The following is a 14842-nucleotide window of genomic DNA, read 5'->3' as shown; positions in this document are numbered from 1 at the left end:
TTCGATTTCATGGTCCAATAAATTTTTAACGATATCGTTTTGGAAATTATTTATCCGAACTTTTATGTAAAGCCTATATAGTAGGATTTTTTCGGTAATTTAGATTTCAAATTTGGTAGCAAATGGAAAAGTTAGATTTTTCAAATATTGATTGGTGGAATGGAGAGCAGCGACCTTCAACAGAATTTATTAACAGAGTGAATGTTGAGCTCACAAGAATTCAGGAATCTCTTGAGAAAATACCTGAGTCGGAGCCTGAGGGGACGAGTTTAGAGAGGAAATCCAAATTACTTGAAGGTCTGATAAAACATTACTTAGACCTTACGAAGGTATTAGATCAACGGAGAGGAGATTACTATAAAGCCGCCTTGCAGATGAGTGCAATTGGCCTTACAGGTTTTGGATTACTTATAAAATTAATCGATTTTTCACCTATTACCGTTGTTTCATTATTGAGCCTTTCGGTTTGCCTTGGACTTCTTTCAATTTTAGCGACAGCATTTCTTGTTATAGACAAATATTACTGGCAAACTAATTCAAAACGCTATCATTTTCTCAAACTAAATTCTCCGAAAGTAAAGGTTCTAGGTAATAGTTGGATGTATTTCTACCATGGTATTCCTGGAGTAGGAGAAATACCTTTTACATCCAATCCATTTAAGGAGGTGGATAAATTAAAAGATCAGGAAAATGGTGTAGAAAAATATGTTGCTGGGGCTGCATTTTATTTTGATCAGTTTATAAATGCTACTTCCAGGGAACTATATATTCAAAATTTGAGACACACGTATATGTTGTTAATCCATAACGCATATAAAAATAAATTTGATGCGCAATTGACCAGTATAATGAGTAGGGGAACCCGTATCACATTTGTTATTACATTTATTTGTATTTTGTTGTCATTTATTTTTTGGCCGATAGCGAATCTAGATTTCGCTGTAGATGAAAGTAAAACTAAAATTGAATTGAACTATAATCCCTCGAAAACTGATTCTTTAAGATCTCCACGGCAAACTCCGGAAAGTCAGTGGCTGAATTCTTCAGCACAAATGAAAATCCCACCTGCTGATTCGGTAATACAAGCAAATCGAACTAAAGATTCATTGACGAAGATTTCTCTAGAAAAGAAGAATTACCTAAACCATGACAAAGGCAAAATAAATCAGCCGGCAATTAATCAGGATTCAAAATAATGAGTCAACAAAAATATCGCTACGCTCTAAGTTTAAGTTCTCAGATTCCTCATTGTAGCTTACCATTGAGGTTGGATACTTATTCTAAATGTTCTTTTAGATGTAGTTATTGTTTCGCAAAAAATAGAGGTGGAAATCATCCACCAGCAGGTATGAAAGTTATTGATACTAAGGCTTTAGATAAACTTCTTTATCGTTCGGTTGAGGACAATTTAGCTAAAGATACAGTCCTGCTACAGATGCTTGGAAGACGTGTGCCATTGCATTTTGGCGGCATGAGTGATCCATTCATGCATTATGAAGCTATAGGAAGGAAATCTCTTACAACTCTTTCAATACTCTCAAAGTACAAATACCCAACAGTAATTTCTACCAAAGGAGATTTATTATTTGATGATCGGTATTTGGAAATGATATCTTTAGGGTGTTTTGCTATTCAGTTGTCTTTTAGTTCTTTAGATGATAATGTCTCAAGTCTTCTAGAATTCAATACTCCAAGGCCATCACGTCGCATTGAACTAATTAAAAGCCTATCGAAATTATCCTGGGTTTCAGCCCGCCTGCAACCAATGATTCCTGGGGATCTAGATAGGGCAAAGGATAACATTAAAGTTCTTGCTGCTGCCGGCGTTAGACATGTGTCGGTAGAGTTTCTGAAAATACCATTTATTGATAGCAAAAATCAAATGGCAACTATTGGAAAGGCTGTTGGAAGGGATCTTTCGGAATATTATTCTCAAAGAAGGACTTGTGGTCTTGAATTTTTGATAAATGAGAATTATGCTTTACATTGGCATACTGAACTCATAAAAGTTGCAAGGGAGAATAAGATTTCATATTCTTCCGCTGATACTGATCTTTTACCATATGACGCAAGCGATTCGTGTTGTTCTGGTACTGCTGAGATAGAGGGATTTGGTAACTATTACCGTTATACTTTTCCGCAAGCAATTAGAAATGCAATACGCCTTGGTGAAACTGAATTGAAATTCGCTCATCTTGAATCGGAGTGGGCGCCTTCCGGTTCTATAAAACATTTCTTAAATTCCAAAACTAGAATTGAAGGTATAAATGATGTTTGTCGTTTCATGGCCGATAAATGGAATAATTCAAATAGAACCATTGGCCCTCTTGCCTTTCAAGGAATTTCAGATACCGATAGAAGGGATGAAAACGGTATGAAAATTTATATAATAACTGATTCAGCATTTGGACTTGCTAAAACCCTCGGACTCAATAATAATATATGAGGAAACAGGAATAGACTTTCAGCTTAAAGACCTTATCACTTAAACATAAATTTAACCCGTTTCCGTTGGACTGGGTACTAAATGTATTACTGATAGCTACAAAGATTTTTCCGGCAAAAACTCTTTAGGAGATAAGCCGAAATGATCGGCTAACTTATTTACATGTGTCAAATTGTATTTAGCTCGATTTTTAGCACCCTCGACATTGGTGATAAACGTTCGCTTAACATCTAAGATGGTAGCTATATCCTCTTGATTTAGATTATGCTTGTTCCTAAGCTTAATTACATAGTCGATGACATATTGTTCAATCGGGGATATATTATTAGGCTCAGTCATAGAAGCCGTAAAAGACTTAAAAAATATTAGTCAAAATGTTATACATGTGTGACATTATCGTTATATTCGCTTAACAAAACATACATCACCATGAATAGCTAAACTAAACATTCCAAAATCCATTTCCATCACTATTAAAAAACGAATAAACCAAGCGTAATGGCATTGCTATGCCCAAACCATATGAAAAGATCTAAGGTACCAACACCGCATATTCTAATAAAAGCCAACACTACCAGTGTATGGGATGAGATCACATTTGCGATCATACATACCTCAGAGGATTGGAAAGCGCTAATGGCTGAGCGTTTAGCGGACATTAGTCAGTTTAAATCAGACGGGAGTTTTTATGCTCATATCTATTGGGACGCGCAATTGGATTATTTTACAGGAGCTAAGCTTAGTAACCTATTCGATAAGATCCTCCGGCGTCATGAGGATTATATTTTCATTAGGCTGGAGCCAGAAGAAGAATATTCACTTGCCAGACAGGTTAATAAATTGGATGCACACCAATTATTCATCACAAAAAATGGAATAGCACACTACAAGGCATATGGCAAAAATACGGGAGAGGAGTATTGGACAGAAGAGTTTAATCTGTACAGGTTGATTGCTGGAAAGCCTACGTGAACATGAGATCCCTCGCTGCACTCGGGATGACAATAAGTCGATATATCAAAAAAAGCTAACAAACTAAACATATCATCATGAAAAAAACGATTCAATCGGTCGTAATGGCCGCGCTTTGCCTGAATTTTTGCTACGGACAGAACAAAAAGACTTGTCCTAAGCCTGAAACTACCCGTACCTATGTCTATGCCTTTTCCGGTTTTAAATCGGGTTATAAGACCGGCTACCGCATTAGTGAAGATCAGTTTATGAAGGGTAGGGTGCTTACAGTGCGCAATTACACAATCACTCAGCTATTTGCCTTGGCGCTACGGTTAGAGCGGCCTCATGATACTTCAGAAAAAGCCAATGATCAGGAGCGGATCGTCATTGATGTGCGTCAGCCTGAAAAGCTGAAGCGGATATACTGCTATAAATTGGTAGTGCCTTACAATCATCAGGATGATTTTTATGTGCTGATGCAAAGGAGTTTGAATGACGAGTTTCCAGAGTACATTGTAAAAATGGAAAAGAGGGATAAGGAGTATTTTATGGTAATCAGGGATAAGGAATATTAAAGCCCTTAATCGTTCTGTACTCGAAGTCTTATTGACAGTTTATTTATATTTGTTCGATGAAATATTTTTATCGCTACTTTGTCTTTTAAGATGGACACTAAACGGATAAATTCGATAAGCAAGTTTCTAAGTCTGGTCCGCCGTCATAAACACAGGTCTTGAAAAACGGCAACGGCAACATGTACACCTCAGTAAGGATATTCATACTGCTACTCAGGTAGGGGGAAGACATGGTAAACCAGTAATATTGACTGTTCTAGCTGGTCAGATGCAGGCGGCGGGTTATATGTTTTACTTATCTGAGAACAAAGTATGGTTGACGGATCACGTTCCGGTCGAGTTTATTAGGTTGGACGACTAGGAGACAGTTAACTAGCTATTATATATTTGTTTAATTGTAGTTTAATGCTTTCATTATGAAAAATGTATCACTTAAAGTCTCGGCATTTGCACTACTAATGTTCGGATGTATTGCTGAAGTAGAAAAGAAGGATAAATCTAACTTGAAGAGTCTGGTGACCGACGAGATATTGGCAGAAAACAGAAAGTTACTAGTTGACTCTCTGCCCGGCTGGGGCAATAAAAATTTGAATATGGATATACAACAGGTAGAATTTCATAGGGACACATTAAGTTTTGTAACTACCGGTTGGTTTTTTTATTATCCCTATGGAAAACATGCAACCATAGCTTCATTTAGAAAAGCGTATCCCCAATTTACCGTCATTGAAGAGAAAGCTTCCCTTAATAACGACGCTATGCTCCTGTACCGAGTGAAGCAGAAAAATAGCTTTGTAAAATTAATTTATCAGCCCGATACAGAAAGAATGGAGATCGTATCTGCAAAGATTAATGATACGGAATTTACATTTAAAAATGGCGTTAAAATAGGTATGCAGAAAGAAGACTTTATTAAAGAATTTTTTTCGCATCCTTTTTCTTTAAAAGGGTATAATCACATCAAAATTATATCCGCGTTGGATGGCATTAATCATAACTATCATTTTGAAGATAATACGCTTAGGTCAATCGAATTGAAAACGGATTACATGTTCAATCAAAATTAAGTAACTGGCTATTAAACAACAATAAGGAATAATAATAATATCAATAACCCGATTGGTATTATCAAAGTCAAGACCCAGTTAGCTTTATTTTTTATTGTAATTTTTTCAATCATTTCAAAATTAATAGAAGGAGAAGAGGAGCTGGGAGTATTTTATGGTGATCAGGGATAAAGAGTGTTAATAATAGGTTTTTATTACATCAGGAATTAGAGCTTTCGTATTTGAAGGTTTAATTCTAGTTTCTTTGTGATATTTTCTGCTTCTTCTAGGGTCAACCAATCTACAATTCTTATTACCGATTGATTCGTCGTGATTGTCACGGATTGGTTGGCATTGGAAAACAGATAATTTAATCTAACATAATATTTGGTCCTTTCAATACCTAAATCTAAAATACCAATTTTCTGTATTTCATCTTTTAGAAAAATTCTCGGACTACTGAACAGCTTGTTTTTAGTTGTTATTTTCAGTCCATTTGATGAGATTTCAAAAACAGTCTTACCAAATGTGTTCCATAGCCATACGTATAACAGGAAAATAAAGAATCCAATTGGTATAGCTGCATTATACAGGTAATTCAATATAGAGAGTATAGTTAAACTTTCAACTGAAACTAGAGGTAACAGGACAACAATAAGGAACAATAATATCAATAACCCGATTGGTATTATCAAAGTCAACACCCAGTTAGCTTTATTTTTTATTGTAATTTTTTCCATCATTTCATATTTAATAGAAGGAGAAAAGGAGCCGGGAGTATTATGGTGATCAGGAATAAGGAATTTTGATGCTTTGTCGAAATTTTGATGTAGTGACATAGATTTAAATCAATTACCCGTTACTACATCGGGGTTTTTGCTTTTCCTGGAATTGATTTCTTCAAGGTATTCCTTTAGTGAGCTCATGGAGATTATTGTTGAATCATCAATAGTAGCTAGAGTGAGCAGATATTTTCCATAGTAATAGGTTTTATATGATTTTCCGGACACATAGTCGGTCTTTTTTACGGATAGCTTCAGCGCTTTAATTGTTTGATTGATCTCTAATATAGTTTTCGGTTCTCTGCTGACGAACAGTAACGTTTTTGGCGCTCTTTTGCCGGCATCGGCTATCTTGATCGTAGTTCTTTGAGGCTTTCCTAAAGGTGCGCCTATAAAACGCCACTGAGTCATTTTAACAGAATTGTTGTTTTGCGTGGTGCTATGTTCATTGACCCACTTATTCTGATCTATTGTTTGTCCGATTTTTTGAATGTCAGTATCAAATAGTCTTGTAAGCACATGAATGTCAAAAGCCTGAGCAAAGCTGGTGTTGGCAGTCAACAAAATCAAGGCTGTAAGTAAAGGTAATTTTAGCATAGATGAGTTTTAATATCCCTGTCTTTTTATTGAACTATATAGTTTTCGAGCCATACAAGATTTGCTTAGCAATGTAGTATACAACAACCGCATTCCAATCTTTTAAATAGCTGTAAGATTTGTAAATTTTGGGATTGCTTTTAGAATATAGCGCGAAGTAGCTATTGTACTCTGCAAATTCGACATCATCATGAGATACCTCTTCGCTACCAAGCTTTACGCTATTAGACCCGAACTGTGTACCCAATATCTCTACTGACGATGTCTTCCGAAAGGTTTCAATATACCTGTCGTATATGTCTTCATGGTGGCTACTTAATGCTTTTAATATAGTTGTAAAGTTCTTCCGGAGGATTTTATCTCTTATTCCGTATAGAGATTTAAATCTGATCTTTATCACCCTGTTGTCGACTCCTTTAATGTCAATATTGTACCTACGGCCGATAGTAAAAGCATAACCTTGTAACGGTTCAACACCAAATCTATATGCTGCAACTTCGCCTCTATTAAAAGTTGTATTTGGAATATCCTTCCAGTCAGAATCATCGTAAGTTATGAGTTCGGAGTTAATTATCAGTTTCCTGTCTCTATCAAATAAGCTTGACTTGATTTCTATTTCTAGCATTTATAACTAATATCACTCTTAAGAATTGACTTGACTGAAATCCATAGCTGTAAGATAAGGTAATATTTATTTAATCACTTCAAATATCTCAGGATCTTCCTCTGAACACAATAATTGTAACGTATCACCAGATAATAAAGAATAGTCTTTATTTATTACTTCCTGTGTCCATACTTTGCCGTTTAGCTCATATGTGAATATGGCATAAGGAGTCCGACTACTTTTCCCTCTTTTTATATACAATTCAGTAACTATTCCAGAAGTGGTTACGCCATGGTCTGAGAGTTGTTTTTCTACATAATACCTATGTAAAATAATAACTGGGTAAATGATAGGGCCGCCGATAAATAGGTAATATAGCAGAGTTCTTAACTTGTCCCATTTGCTGTTATTTTCCAACCATATATAATAAGGCACATATAGGGCTAATCCGCCGGCTAAAACCACCCATAGATTGAGATCAAATCCGAAGTAGCGGTGAGAATGGAAAATGCCGAAATAGCTACATGCAATAATGACGATTATTGAAGCAATCAACCAATAACGGTTTCTGTTTTTGTTAGCCGCATTATTGCGCTTGTTGTATCGTATTTTCACCAGATGCGTTAATTGTATGACGAAGCGAAAATAACAATTTGTTTTTAAATTGATCTCCACATACTATCACTCACGCTCGTTTTGTCATCGGCCATAAACGAGATGTAGGTATGCATTGGTTGATCAAGCAGATTGGCAGGAAGTTCCAGAAAATCCCGGCCTTCTTTTCTTTGTGCTCCGCTGAAGATGTAAATCGCCTGCTGCTGTTCCGGAAAATAAGCCAGGAGCATGGTTCGGTCGTTTTTGATACCCCATTCCATATCCTGCGCAACTTCCCAGGTAAACTCAACGCCATTTGCCAGGAGCGAAACTGCCGGATTTATTGCGGATTGCAGCGAACCTTTACTGACCAGTGCTTTGCTGTAATCCATTTCTATATTTGGGTATTCGCCCTGCAAGGCATGGAGCCTGTTGTAAGAAAGCGCTTCATTGTGCTGATGCTTTGCTGTTCCCTCAATAGCAAAGAGAAAGCCCAGGTTTATGAATGGAATAATGGGTTTAAGGAAAGCGTTTGTAACGGCCATTTTCTGGCGGTTGATGAGCTGGGCAAGGGTAGGAGGCTTGCTGGTTTTGCCCGCTATACGTACTACGTTCTTCCCCCTTAAGGTATAACTTACTAAATTTCCTACTTTACCTTTTATTGGCCCAAAAGGCCCATTGTTCATGCTTCCCATATTTTGCTTTTTTAATTAGACTGGCATCTTAACAAAGAAGCAATTGATAAAGTTTTTATAAGCATTTGATTCGGTAATTAACCGAACCAACTCCCTGTCAACACCGAGACAATTCCCTGTCAAATGCTTGACAAAATAAAAGGGTTTTCGTTCCGAATAGGCTATACAAGATTAAGGGCGAGATTTTAAGATTTTTCCTGGTCGAATACTCTAAAAGTACAATTATCTAAAAACAAAGTTTAAGCAATTATTTTAATTTTGCTTTATCTAAAATCTTTGATGCTTGTTCTACTTGTGCTGAAAAATCTACCGAACCTTTTTTTGAGGAATTTGCACTAGCATTTCTTACAAACTTCGTTGCTACTTTTGCTTGAAGAACAGGAATTGATTTAATAGCTAATGCCATGATTTCTAACTTTATATTTCAAAAATAGGTAATTTATCACAAATAACTCCCGACATGTATTATTTTATCTAACAGCTTTGGTTATCGAAACCAAATATAGTAACATAGTTTATTATAATAAAATAAATATTAATTAATATGAATTTAAAATATCAAAATAACTAATAATATTTCAGTTTCTTATTTGTGTTTTTAGAATATTGAATAGCACCACATCATCCTGACTTTAGCACAGCGGAAAGCTACTGAGTAAATCTTTGAAATCAATTGCCGGTAAGAAAGAGAAAGCAACCAACATCTGAACAACGCAATTGAAAGTATTGAATTTAAGTAAGATTGCAATGAAGAGTTGGTATCAAGATAACATTAGTTATAGTCAATATTTTATAAGTTTTTAAGGTAACAGACTATTATTATTGTAGATGTAAATTCATCTGCCAGCTAAACATAAACTATGAAAAATTCAAAATTCTTTGTCATCGCCTTTTTAATCGCAATGAGTTCGATGACAACTTTTGCGCAAAGCACAGACACGAAAAGCCTTCAAAAGACGGTCGAAACGATAAATCTGTCATTAAATAGAGATAAGGCCAAGTATCTCGATTCGTTTCTCGATAACATGAAGATCTACCCTGGTAAATTTTCTGCTGCCACTAGTTCGGTACGGGATTCTGCGAGAAACGACCTTCAGATCGAATATAATAGTCTGCTATTGACAATTTTTAATAGGAATAAAGAAAAAGGAGCCGTCGACATCAAAAAATCTATGTCTAAAACCTTTAGTAACTGCTTTAAGTTGTTGAATGGTAACGAATGGACAAAAGAAAGGCAAGATCGACTTGAGAAACTCGTAACTCATACAAAAGACCTCATAAGAAAGTACGATTTTTTATCTGAAGGCAAATCTTGAGCTGCGGGTCATCGTCTTTTTGAGTATATCCCTTTTTCTCCAGCAATTGATTTATCCTGACAACAATATCAGTGTACTGGCGTACAAAAATCCTGGTTTCTTCAGGAGTTTCATCTAAAATCTGCTTTGCAATTTTGCTTCTCATGATTATTTGTTATAGGTAAATTCTATGCAGCGTACAGAGAGTTTTAGTATCATAATTTTAATGGTTTTTTTAAATAAATAATCCTGGTAAATCTCATTACGTTTATTTATAAAAACCACTTTTTTTGAAACAAATTTATTTTATTCAAATAATTAATAAACAGTTTAGTATGTTGTTTTTTTGAGCGGAATTTTGAATGGCGTTCTTGTCATCTCGACTGTTAAGGAGAGATCTCTTGAACTGTGGACAAAAGATCTCTCACATTCGTTCGAGATGACGGACAGGATGCTCTAATCCCTTTGAACTAAAAAGAGGGTTTGGCTACCTTCCATTGAAAGCCTTGCAATAATTAGAATACTGAAGCGATAAAAATTAGATACTATTGTAAGATGAAAATGAAATTAATGGTTGTAGCAGTTATCTTTTGCAGTTCTGCAGTAGCGCAGCAACATATCTCGGTAAGCCCCAACGTGAGTTTAAAAATGCCAGATAACAAGATTGCATTTAAAGATGATAAATCAGTAATGGAGCTTCAGGATTTCAATACTGGAAAACTAACTATAGTAGAAGTTAGCAAGGATTATAAGATTGATGACATTATAGTAAGGATAAGTACTTCCAAAGTACCACAGCCAAAAGATGTTTTAGCAAACATTAAGGATACATATGATAGCAGTTTTAAGAAAAGACCATTTCATGGGGAGCCAGTTAAAGTAGACTATACTACCGAAACAAAAAAAATCAATAATAATGAGGTTCTGATCTTTAGGATGACAGCCAAAGAAACAGGTTTTTTAACAGCTCATGTTTATAATGAGCTGTTAAAAAAAGTTGTTAAATATCGTGTTGAATATAAGTTGATTGCCGGTGAGAAAGAGAAAGCAAACAACATCCTGAACCACGCAATTGAAAGTATAGAATTTAAGTGAGATAGTGTGTAAGCTGGATGACGAGAAGCTCCTCTAATCCTTTTAGCAAGAAAAACTACGAATTTGTTTTTCTTTTAGTTGGTTTTTATAAAATATCTGAATGAATTTCGCTGACATGAAAATTAAAGGAAAGAGCACCACTATGGGAATCGAAGAATTGTTACTGGACCGTGCAAAGCACGAAGGAAAAGTTGAAGGAAAGTTAGAGGGAAAAGTTGAAGGGAAATTAGAAGAACAAAGAGAAATAGCTCGTGAACTAAAGAAAGAGGGTTTGGCTATTGAATTTATTGCTAAGACTACGAAGCTTTCTGTAGAAGAAGTTGAGCAGTTATAAAGAATAATTGAATAAGTATATATAGGCTGGTTATGTAAATGACCAGCCTTTTTTATTGGATGACGGCCGACTTAGAAAAGTTAATTTATACAGCAGGGGGGACGGACTCAGCAATACGGAAATAGCGGAGAAAATGAATATATCTGAAAAAGGAGTAGAGGCAAATCTTACCAGGGCTTTGAAAGTTGTAAGAGACAATCTTAAAAATACATTAAGTTTTGATGCGCTAGCGGATGATTGTCAGGCTGCCTTTCTGCAAGCCACAGCCTCTTTTCAAATCTATGATGTAGTAGTAAGTACCAATCGGGAGGTCGGCGCCACCGGATCTGCCGTTGAATGGGGTTTTATAACCCACAGCGTCAAAAACTTTAACTCCATAGCGGTTATAGATTGAAACCGTTGCGGTGGGGTAATTGATAATCCCCGGGATTAACCATTCGTCGTTTTGCCCATCTGAATTTGGCGAAAAGGCATTGGCCAGTTTGCCAATTCCGTCATTTTCAATCGTAACTTTTACTGTTGCCGGAGCACTTTGACAATTTCCCTGCTGCATCACCACAGTGTAAGTCTGGGTTTGCGCTACATCCAGTTTAAAAGTACCCGTGTTGCTTGTTTCGATTAGCTTGCCACTGTCATCGTAAATGGTATATGAACCTTTGTCTGCAGCCATCACCTGTACCACGGCCTTTCCTGCTGAGCATACCTTGATGTCATTTACCACCGGTGTTGGCAGGCTGGCACTTTGATCCAGCACGGTGTAAGTGAAAGTTTGCCTTCCACATTCCAGGGCATCACCTACAGTCAATCGGTAATCTCCGGCTTTTAGCTCGCTTAGTACCGGTGATGAACCAATAATGCGGCCATCCTTATCTTTCCACTCATAGAAGTAAGGCCGCTGGCCGCCGCTAAGCAAGGGAGCAGTAATCTGGCCCTTTCCAAAGCCGCATTGATCATTGGTAACCATTGCTGAGCCGGGGTTTATGTTAGCGGGCTGGGTGTTTGATATGCTGTACTGCTGGGCAAACTTTGTACAACCCAGATCGTTGACAAAATACAGGTCATAAGCCCCAGGAGGTTGATTTTCCAATATTCTTGAATGTCCTATGATTTGTCCGCCGGCATTTTTCCAAAAACAAGATGAGGGTTGATTGTGGGAGAATATCGCTTCAATTTTTCCATTGGCCAATCCGCAGGTCGCATTAGTCAGGATTTTTGTGGTGCCGTAATTTAAAGCAGACTGAGCCATTTCGATGGTAAATTCTTCGCTGGTTTTATCACAGGTGCTGTTGGAGGCGACAAGACGGTATTTGCCCGGGGGCATACCGGTAAGACTGAGTGTAGTGGCTACGGTTGTACCGCCGGCATCAAGCCATTTATAGCCCGTTGCGCCGGTTGTAGTGATTCCGGTGATGCTGCCATTGCTGGTGTTGCAGGTAGATTTGGTGAATGTTACGGTTGAAGCGTCAATGCTGATGCCGTTGATTTCGGAGACGGCTATGGGAGCGGAAAACAAGGCTGGACAAGCACTCTCATCTTTTACCTCAAGGGTGTAAACACCGGTAGGGACATTTAGGAGTTCCAGCGCATTACCTACGTCATCACCAGCTGCATTTTTCCATTTATAAGTAATAATTCCGGTTCCTGTAACTTCGATATTTTTGATGTAGCCAGTTGAGGTATTACAGGCGCTGCCCTGGACATTTGCAAGGGACTGATTGATTGCCGGGCCGGTTTGATGGAGTAGTGTATAAGGGCCGAAATTCTTAACGCATCCAGTTGAACCAGTTAGCCTGAGTGTATAAGTCCCCGCGGGGACATTGATTAACTCCCTGTCTACACCTTTTACAATGCCGTTTTCGTCTAGCCATTCCAGTTCTGAATAGTAGTTTGGAAAGAGATTCAGAATGGATCCTCCATTACCACATGATGGGTGGATCAGTTGCTGGGTAGCACCGAAAGCCAGTTGAGGTATTTGATTTTCAATAACAATCCACTCTGATTCTACGATGCACCCGAATTGATTAGCTCTAAGCTTATACTTGCCAGAAAAAAGGTCGATGTCAAGGGTATTTCCTACTACATCGCCGGTTTCGTTTACCCATTCTACCTTATCGGCATTGACGGTAAATGCGCCTTCAATTTTTCCTTTAGTATTGTCGCAGGTTTGATGGGTTACAGTCAATGCTGACTGTCCGGATTGGAACATGTAAATTCGGGGATCAGAAAATTCGGAAGTGACCTGATTTAATGTTGCCGAGGCCATTACAGACACTCCGGTCTCGACTACCCCATCATACCTCCAGTTGCCAGATCCATCAGCGGTTACTGTAGCAAAATAACGCTTTGGCTGACAATTGGTACATTCAGGATCTGTGTAATACAGTTCTACCCTCGCACCGGCCTTAGTGGTGCCAGCCACATAAGTCGCTGTTTTTTCCTTTAAAAAGACGTCCAGAGGCTTGTTAAAAGGACCGGTGTAGGTATATAGAAAAGGTATTCCCGGGTTGCAGTATAAAGTATTGTGACTTAACTCCACTGCCGACGTATATTCAGCGGTAATTCCAAACTGGTCTTTCGGATAAATGGGCGCTGCACTGGTGTTGGTGATGACATTTCCCTCCGCTGTTGATGTGCCTCCTACCAAAATCTTTCCATTACAATGATAAAAGTTCATGGCCTGAGCCATCATAGGTAGTTTTGTACTCTGGTTGCGTGAAGTGCCAAAGAAATTACGACTTACCCCAATATTGCAATTGTCGAGCCCTTGAAAACTTAAGATTGCGCCATATACATTGTCGGTAACCTCAACATTTACTGTTGCCGTATGATTTAGGTTGGCATCAGCGGAAAATATATGGCCAGGATGGCCAATAGCTGTTATTCCTGGTCTGTCCCCGTTTATGTTTGCGCCAAAGACGTTATTTCTGATCAGTATAGCTACATTTCGGGTAACCATTTCTCCTGGCTGTGCAAGGTAAAATGACGTACCCCCGTTAATCACGTTGCCTTCTTCGGCAGTGACGCCGCCAATTGTAAGCGTATAAACCCTGGTTATATTTAGACCGTTACCTGTTAATGGGGGGATATCGATGCCGTTCTCTTTAACTCCAAAGTAATTGGCCTTTAAAGTGAGACTTTGGATCTGATGTTTGGGGTCGTCGTGGTCAGATTTCACATAGATGCCATAAACATTATAAAATACATTCCCTTTTCCGGGAGCCCCAAAAATTACATTTCCATTGATTCCTGAAAATTCAATTGCCGTGATACTTGAAGTGCTGATGCCAAAATTGTATAAAAAATTTCTGATGACGATGCCATACAGTTCGAACCTGTCTACCCCATTGACCCTGAAAAGTTGTGCACGCTGAGGTGAATATACCCGGTCAGTGCCATCGATAATTACCTTTGCATGATTGGCGGAAGCCTCCTGGCCTGCTTGTGTGGATGCGTCAATCACTACACTTGAAGTAATTTCCGGAAAATCTGATAGAACTTTTATGACGTGATCCGAAGCAAGGCTTCCAGGCAAATTGAAATGAATGTAGTCAACTTCTGAAGTTCCGTTTGCGTTTGCTTTATCGATAGCTTCCCTGAGTGTTCCGGTGCCGCTGTCGGCGTTACTGGTTACAATGAAGGTCTCTGAAAAAGCGACGAGGCTTTGACAAAGTAAAATGAGTAATAGAAATAGCCGTATTTTCAATTCAAGAGCGCTGAGGTAATAGATCAGCTAAAATAAAGATTTTTTTATTCTGATGTAGGGTAAAGTTGTTTTCAAAGTACAACCATATAAATAAGGCTATTGAGATAGTATATTTTGAA

Annotated in this window: 18 protein-coding genes and 1 pseudogene; 10 read left to right on the top strand and 9 right to left on the bottom strand. The window is 37.8% G+C overall.

Going from position 1 to position 14842, the window contains the following annotated elements; translation table 11 throughout:
- Positions 1-122: 122 nt before the first annotated feature.
- Positions 123-1196, top strand: a complete 1074-nt coding sequence (locus tag R2Q78_RS03330) for a hypothetical protein (RefSeq protein WP_316788856.1) — start codon at positions 123-125, stop codon at positions 1194-1196.
- A complete protein-coding gene (locus tag R2Q78_RS03325) occupies positions 1196-2446 on the top strand; it encodes a radical SAM protein (RefSeq protein ID WP_316788854.1) in 1251 nt (416 codons plus the stop codon). The genes R2Q78_RS03330 and R2Q78_RS03325 overlap by 1 nt, the downstream gene beginning before the upstream one ends.
- A gap of 96 nt (positions 2447-2542) precedes the next feature.
- On the opposite strand, the gene R2Q78_RS03320 is transcribed toward R2Q78_RS03325, so the two are convergent.
- Complete coding sequence (locus R2Q78_RS03320; protein WP_316788852.1) at positions 2543-2785, bottom strand: helix-turn-helix transcriptional regulator; 243 nt, start codon at positions 2783-2785, stop codon at positions 2543-2545.
- 183 nt (positions 2786-2968) lie between these two features.
- Between R2Q78_RS03320 and R2Q78_RS03315 the strand changes: the two genes are divergently transcribed.
- The 4 genes from R2Q78_RS03315 (at position 2969) to R2Q78_RS03300 (ending at position 5042) form a co-directional block, all read left to right on the top strand.
- Positions 2969-3418: a hypothetical protein gene (locus R2Q78_RS03315; protein WP_316788849.1), complete on the top strand. Its 450-nt coding sequence runs from the start codon at positions 2969-2971 to the stop codon at positions 3416-3418.
- Between the two features lie 77 nt (positions 3419-3495).
- Positions 3496-3975, top strand: a complete 480-nt coding sequence (locus R2Q78_RS03310; protein ID WP_316788847.1) for a hypothetical protein — start codon at positions 3496-3498, stop codon at positions 3973-3975.
- 145 nt (positions 3976-4120) lie between these two features.
- Positions 4121-4336 (top strand): RNA 2'-phosphotransferase, encoded by a 216-nt coding sequence (locus tag R2Q78_RS03305; protein ID WP_316789992.1) that lies wholly within the window; start codon positions 4121-4123, stop codon positions 4334-4336.
- 55 nt (positions 4337-4391) lie between these two features.
- Positions 4392-5042 carry a hypothetical protein gene (locus tag R2Q78_RS03300; RefSeq protein ID WP_316788845.1) on the top strand — a complete coding sequence of 217 codons (651 nt, stop codon included), beginning with the start codon at positions 4392-4394 and terminating at the stop codon, positions 5040-5042.
- A gap of 206 nt (positions 5043-5248) precedes the next feature.
- Here R2Q78_RS03300 and R2Q78_RS03295 read toward each other — a convergent pair whose 3' ends face one another.
- The 6 genes from R2Q78_RS03295 to R2Q78_RS03270 all read right to left on the bottom strand — a co-directional run bounded on the left by R2Q78_RS03295 (position 5249) and on the right by R2Q78_RS03270 (position 8702).
- Positions 5249-5860, bottom strand: a complete 612-nt coding sequence (locus R2Q78_RS03295; RefSeq protein WP_316788843.1) for a hypothetical protein — start codon at positions 5858-5860, stop codon at positions 5249-5251.
- Between the two features lie 9 nt (positions 5861-5869).
- Positions 5870-6400 carry a hypothetical protein gene (locus R2Q78_RS03290; RefSeq protein WP_316788841.1) on the bottom strand — a complete coding sequence of 177 codons (531 nt, stop codon included), beginning with the start codon at positions 6398-6400 and terminating at the stop codon, positions 5870-5872.
- A gap of 34 nt (positions 6401-6434) precedes the next feature.
- Positions 6435-7025 carry a hypothetical protein gene (locus R2Q78_RS03285; protein WP_316788840.1) on the bottom strand — a complete coding sequence of 197 codons (591 nt, stop codon included), beginning with the start codon at positions 7023-7025 and terminating at the stop codon, positions 6435-6437.
- Between the two features lie 66 nt (positions 7026-7091).
- Positions 7092-7622: a hypothetical protein gene (locus R2Q78_RS03280; RefSeq protein WP_316788838.1), complete on the bottom strand. Its 531-nt coding sequence runs from the start codon at positions 7620-7622 to the stop codon at positions 7092-7094.
- Between the two features lie 44 nt (positions 7623-7666).
- Positions 7667-8296, bottom strand: coding sequence for a DUF6266 family protein (locus R2Q78_RS03275; RefSeq protein WP_316788836.1), 630 nt, complete (start codon positions 8294-8296; stop codon positions 7667-7669).
- Positions 8297-8543: 247 nt separating this feature from the next.
- Positions 8544-8702, bottom strand: a complete 159-nt coding sequence (locus tag R2Q78_RS03270; protein ID WP_316788834.1) for a hypothetical protein — start codon at positions 8700-8702, stop codon at positions 8544-8546.
- Positions 8703-9156: 454 nt separating this feature from the next.
- On the opposite strand from R2Q78_RS03270, the gene R2Q78_RS03265 reads away from it, so the two are divergent.
- Positions 9157-9612: a hypothetical protein gene (locus R2Q78_RS03265; RefSeq protein ID WP_316788832.1), complete on the top strand. Its 456-nt coding sequence runs from the start codon at positions 9157-9159 to the stop codon at positions 9610-9612.
- Here R2Q78_RS03265 and R2Q78_RS03260 read toward each other — a convergent pair.
- Positions 9572-9757 (bottom strand): hypothetical protein, encoded by a 186-nt coding sequence (locus R2Q78_RS03260; protein WP_316788831.1) that lies wholly within the window; start codon positions 9755-9757, stop codon positions 9572-9574. The genes R2Q78_RS03265 and R2Q78_RS03260 overlap by 41 nt on opposite strands.
- 389 nt (positions 9758-10146) lie before the next feature.
- Between R2Q78_RS03260 and R2Q78_RS03255 the strand changes: the two genes are divergently transcribed.
- From R2Q78_RS03255 to R2Q78_RS21885, 3 genes and pseudogenes are all read left to right on the top strand, one after another.
- Positions 10147-10686 (top strand): hypothetical protein, encoded by a 540-nt coding sequence (locus R2Q78_RS03255; RefSeq protein WP_316788830.1) that lies wholly within the window; start codon positions 10147-10149, stop codon positions 10684-10686.
- A gap of 115 nt (positions 10687-10801) precedes the next feature.
- A complete protein-coding gene (locus tag R2Q78_RS03250; protein WP_316788828.1) occupies positions 10802-11020 on the top strand; it encodes a hypothetical protein in 219 nt (72 codons plus the stop codon).
- 55 nt (positions 11021-11075) lie between these two features.
- A pseudogene (locus R2Q78_RS21885) lies at positions 11076-11192 on the top strand (sigma factor-like helix-turn-helix DNA-binding protein); the annotation flags it as partial.
- A gap of 54 nt (positions 11193-11246) precedes the next feature.
- On the opposite strand, the gene R2Q78_RS03245 reads toward R2Q78_RS21885, so the two are convergent.
- Complete coding sequence (locus R2Q78_RS03245) at positions 11247-14723, bottom strand: gliding motility-associated C-terminal domain-containing protein (RefSeq protein ID WP_316788827.1); 3477 nt, start codon at positions 14721-14723, stop codon at positions 11247-11249.
- Between the last annotated feature and the right edge of the window lie 119 nt (positions 14724-14842).

It is taken from the genome of Pedobacter frigoris (assembly GCF_032678645.1).
Taxonomy (GTDB): domain Bacteria; phylum Bacteroidota; class Bacteroidia; order Sphingobacteriales; family Sphingobacteriaceae; genus Pedobacter; species Pedobacter frigoris_A.
Note: the sequence above shows the minus strand (reverse complement) of the source record. Positions and strands in the feature narration are given on the sequence as shown.

Bases quoted from the DNA above. Each gene is read 5' to 3' on its own strand.
- R2Q78_RS03330 (WP_316788856.1), top strand. From the start codon at position 123: ATGGAAAAGTTAGATTTTTCAAATATTGATTGGTGGAATGGAGAGCAG.
- R2Q78_RS03325 (WP_316788854.1), top strand. From the start codon at position 1,196: ATGAGTCAACAAAAATATCGCTACGCTCTAAGTTTAAGTTCTCAGATT.
- R2Q78_RS03320 (WP_316788852.1), bottom strand. From the start codon at position 2,785: ATGACTGAGCCTAATAATATATCCCCGATTGAACAATATGTCATCGAC.
- R2Q78_RS03315 (WP_316788849.1), top strand. From the start codon at position 2,969: ATGAAAAGATCTAAGGTACCAACACCGCATATTCTAATAAAAGCCAAC.
- R2Q78_RS03310 (WP_316788847.1), top strand. From the start codon at position 3,496: ATGAAAAAAACGATTCAATCGGTCGTAATGGCCGCGCTTTGCCTGAAT.
- R2Q78_RS03300 (WP_316788845.1), top strand. From the start codon at position 4,392: ATGAAAAATGTATCACTTAAAGTCTCGGCATTTGCACTACTAATGTTC.
- R2Q78_RS03295 (WP_316788843.1), bottom strand. From the start codon at position 5,860: ATGTCACTACATCAAAATTTCGACAAAGCATCAAAATTCCTTATTCCT.
- R2Q78_RS03290 (WP_316788841.1), bottom strand. From the start codon at position 6,400: ATGCTAAAATTACCTTTACTTACAGCCTTGATTTTGTTGACTGCCAAC.
- R2Q78_RS03285 (WP_316788840.1), bottom strand. From the start codon at position 7,025: ATGCTAGAAATAGAAATCAAGTCAAGCTTATTTGATAGAGACAGGAAA.
- R2Q78_RS03275 (WP_316788836.1), bottom strand. From the start codon at position 8,296: ATGGGAAGCATGAACAATGGGCCTTTTGGGCCAATAAAAGGTAAAGTA.
- R2Q78_RS03270 (WP_316788834.1), bottom strand. From the start codon at position 8,702: ATGGCATTAGCTATTAAATCAATTCCTGTTCTTCAAGCAAAAGTAGCA.
- R2Q78_RS03265 (WP_316788832.1), top strand. From the start codon at position 9,157: ATGAAAAATTCAAAATTCTTTGTCATCGCCTTTTTAATCGCAATGAGT.
- R2Q78_RS03260 (WP_316788831.1), bottom strand. From the start codon at position 9,757: ATGAGAAGCAAAATTGCAAAGCAGATTTTAGATGAAACTCCTGAAGAA.
- R2Q78_RS03255 (WP_316788830.1), top strand. From the start codon at position 10,147: ATGAAAATGAAATTAATGGTTGTAGCAGTTATCTTTTGCAGTTCTGCA.
- R2Q78_RS03250 (WP_316788828.1), top strand. From the start codon at position 10,802: ATGAAAATTAAAGGAAAGAGCACCACTATGGGAATCGAAGAATTGTTA.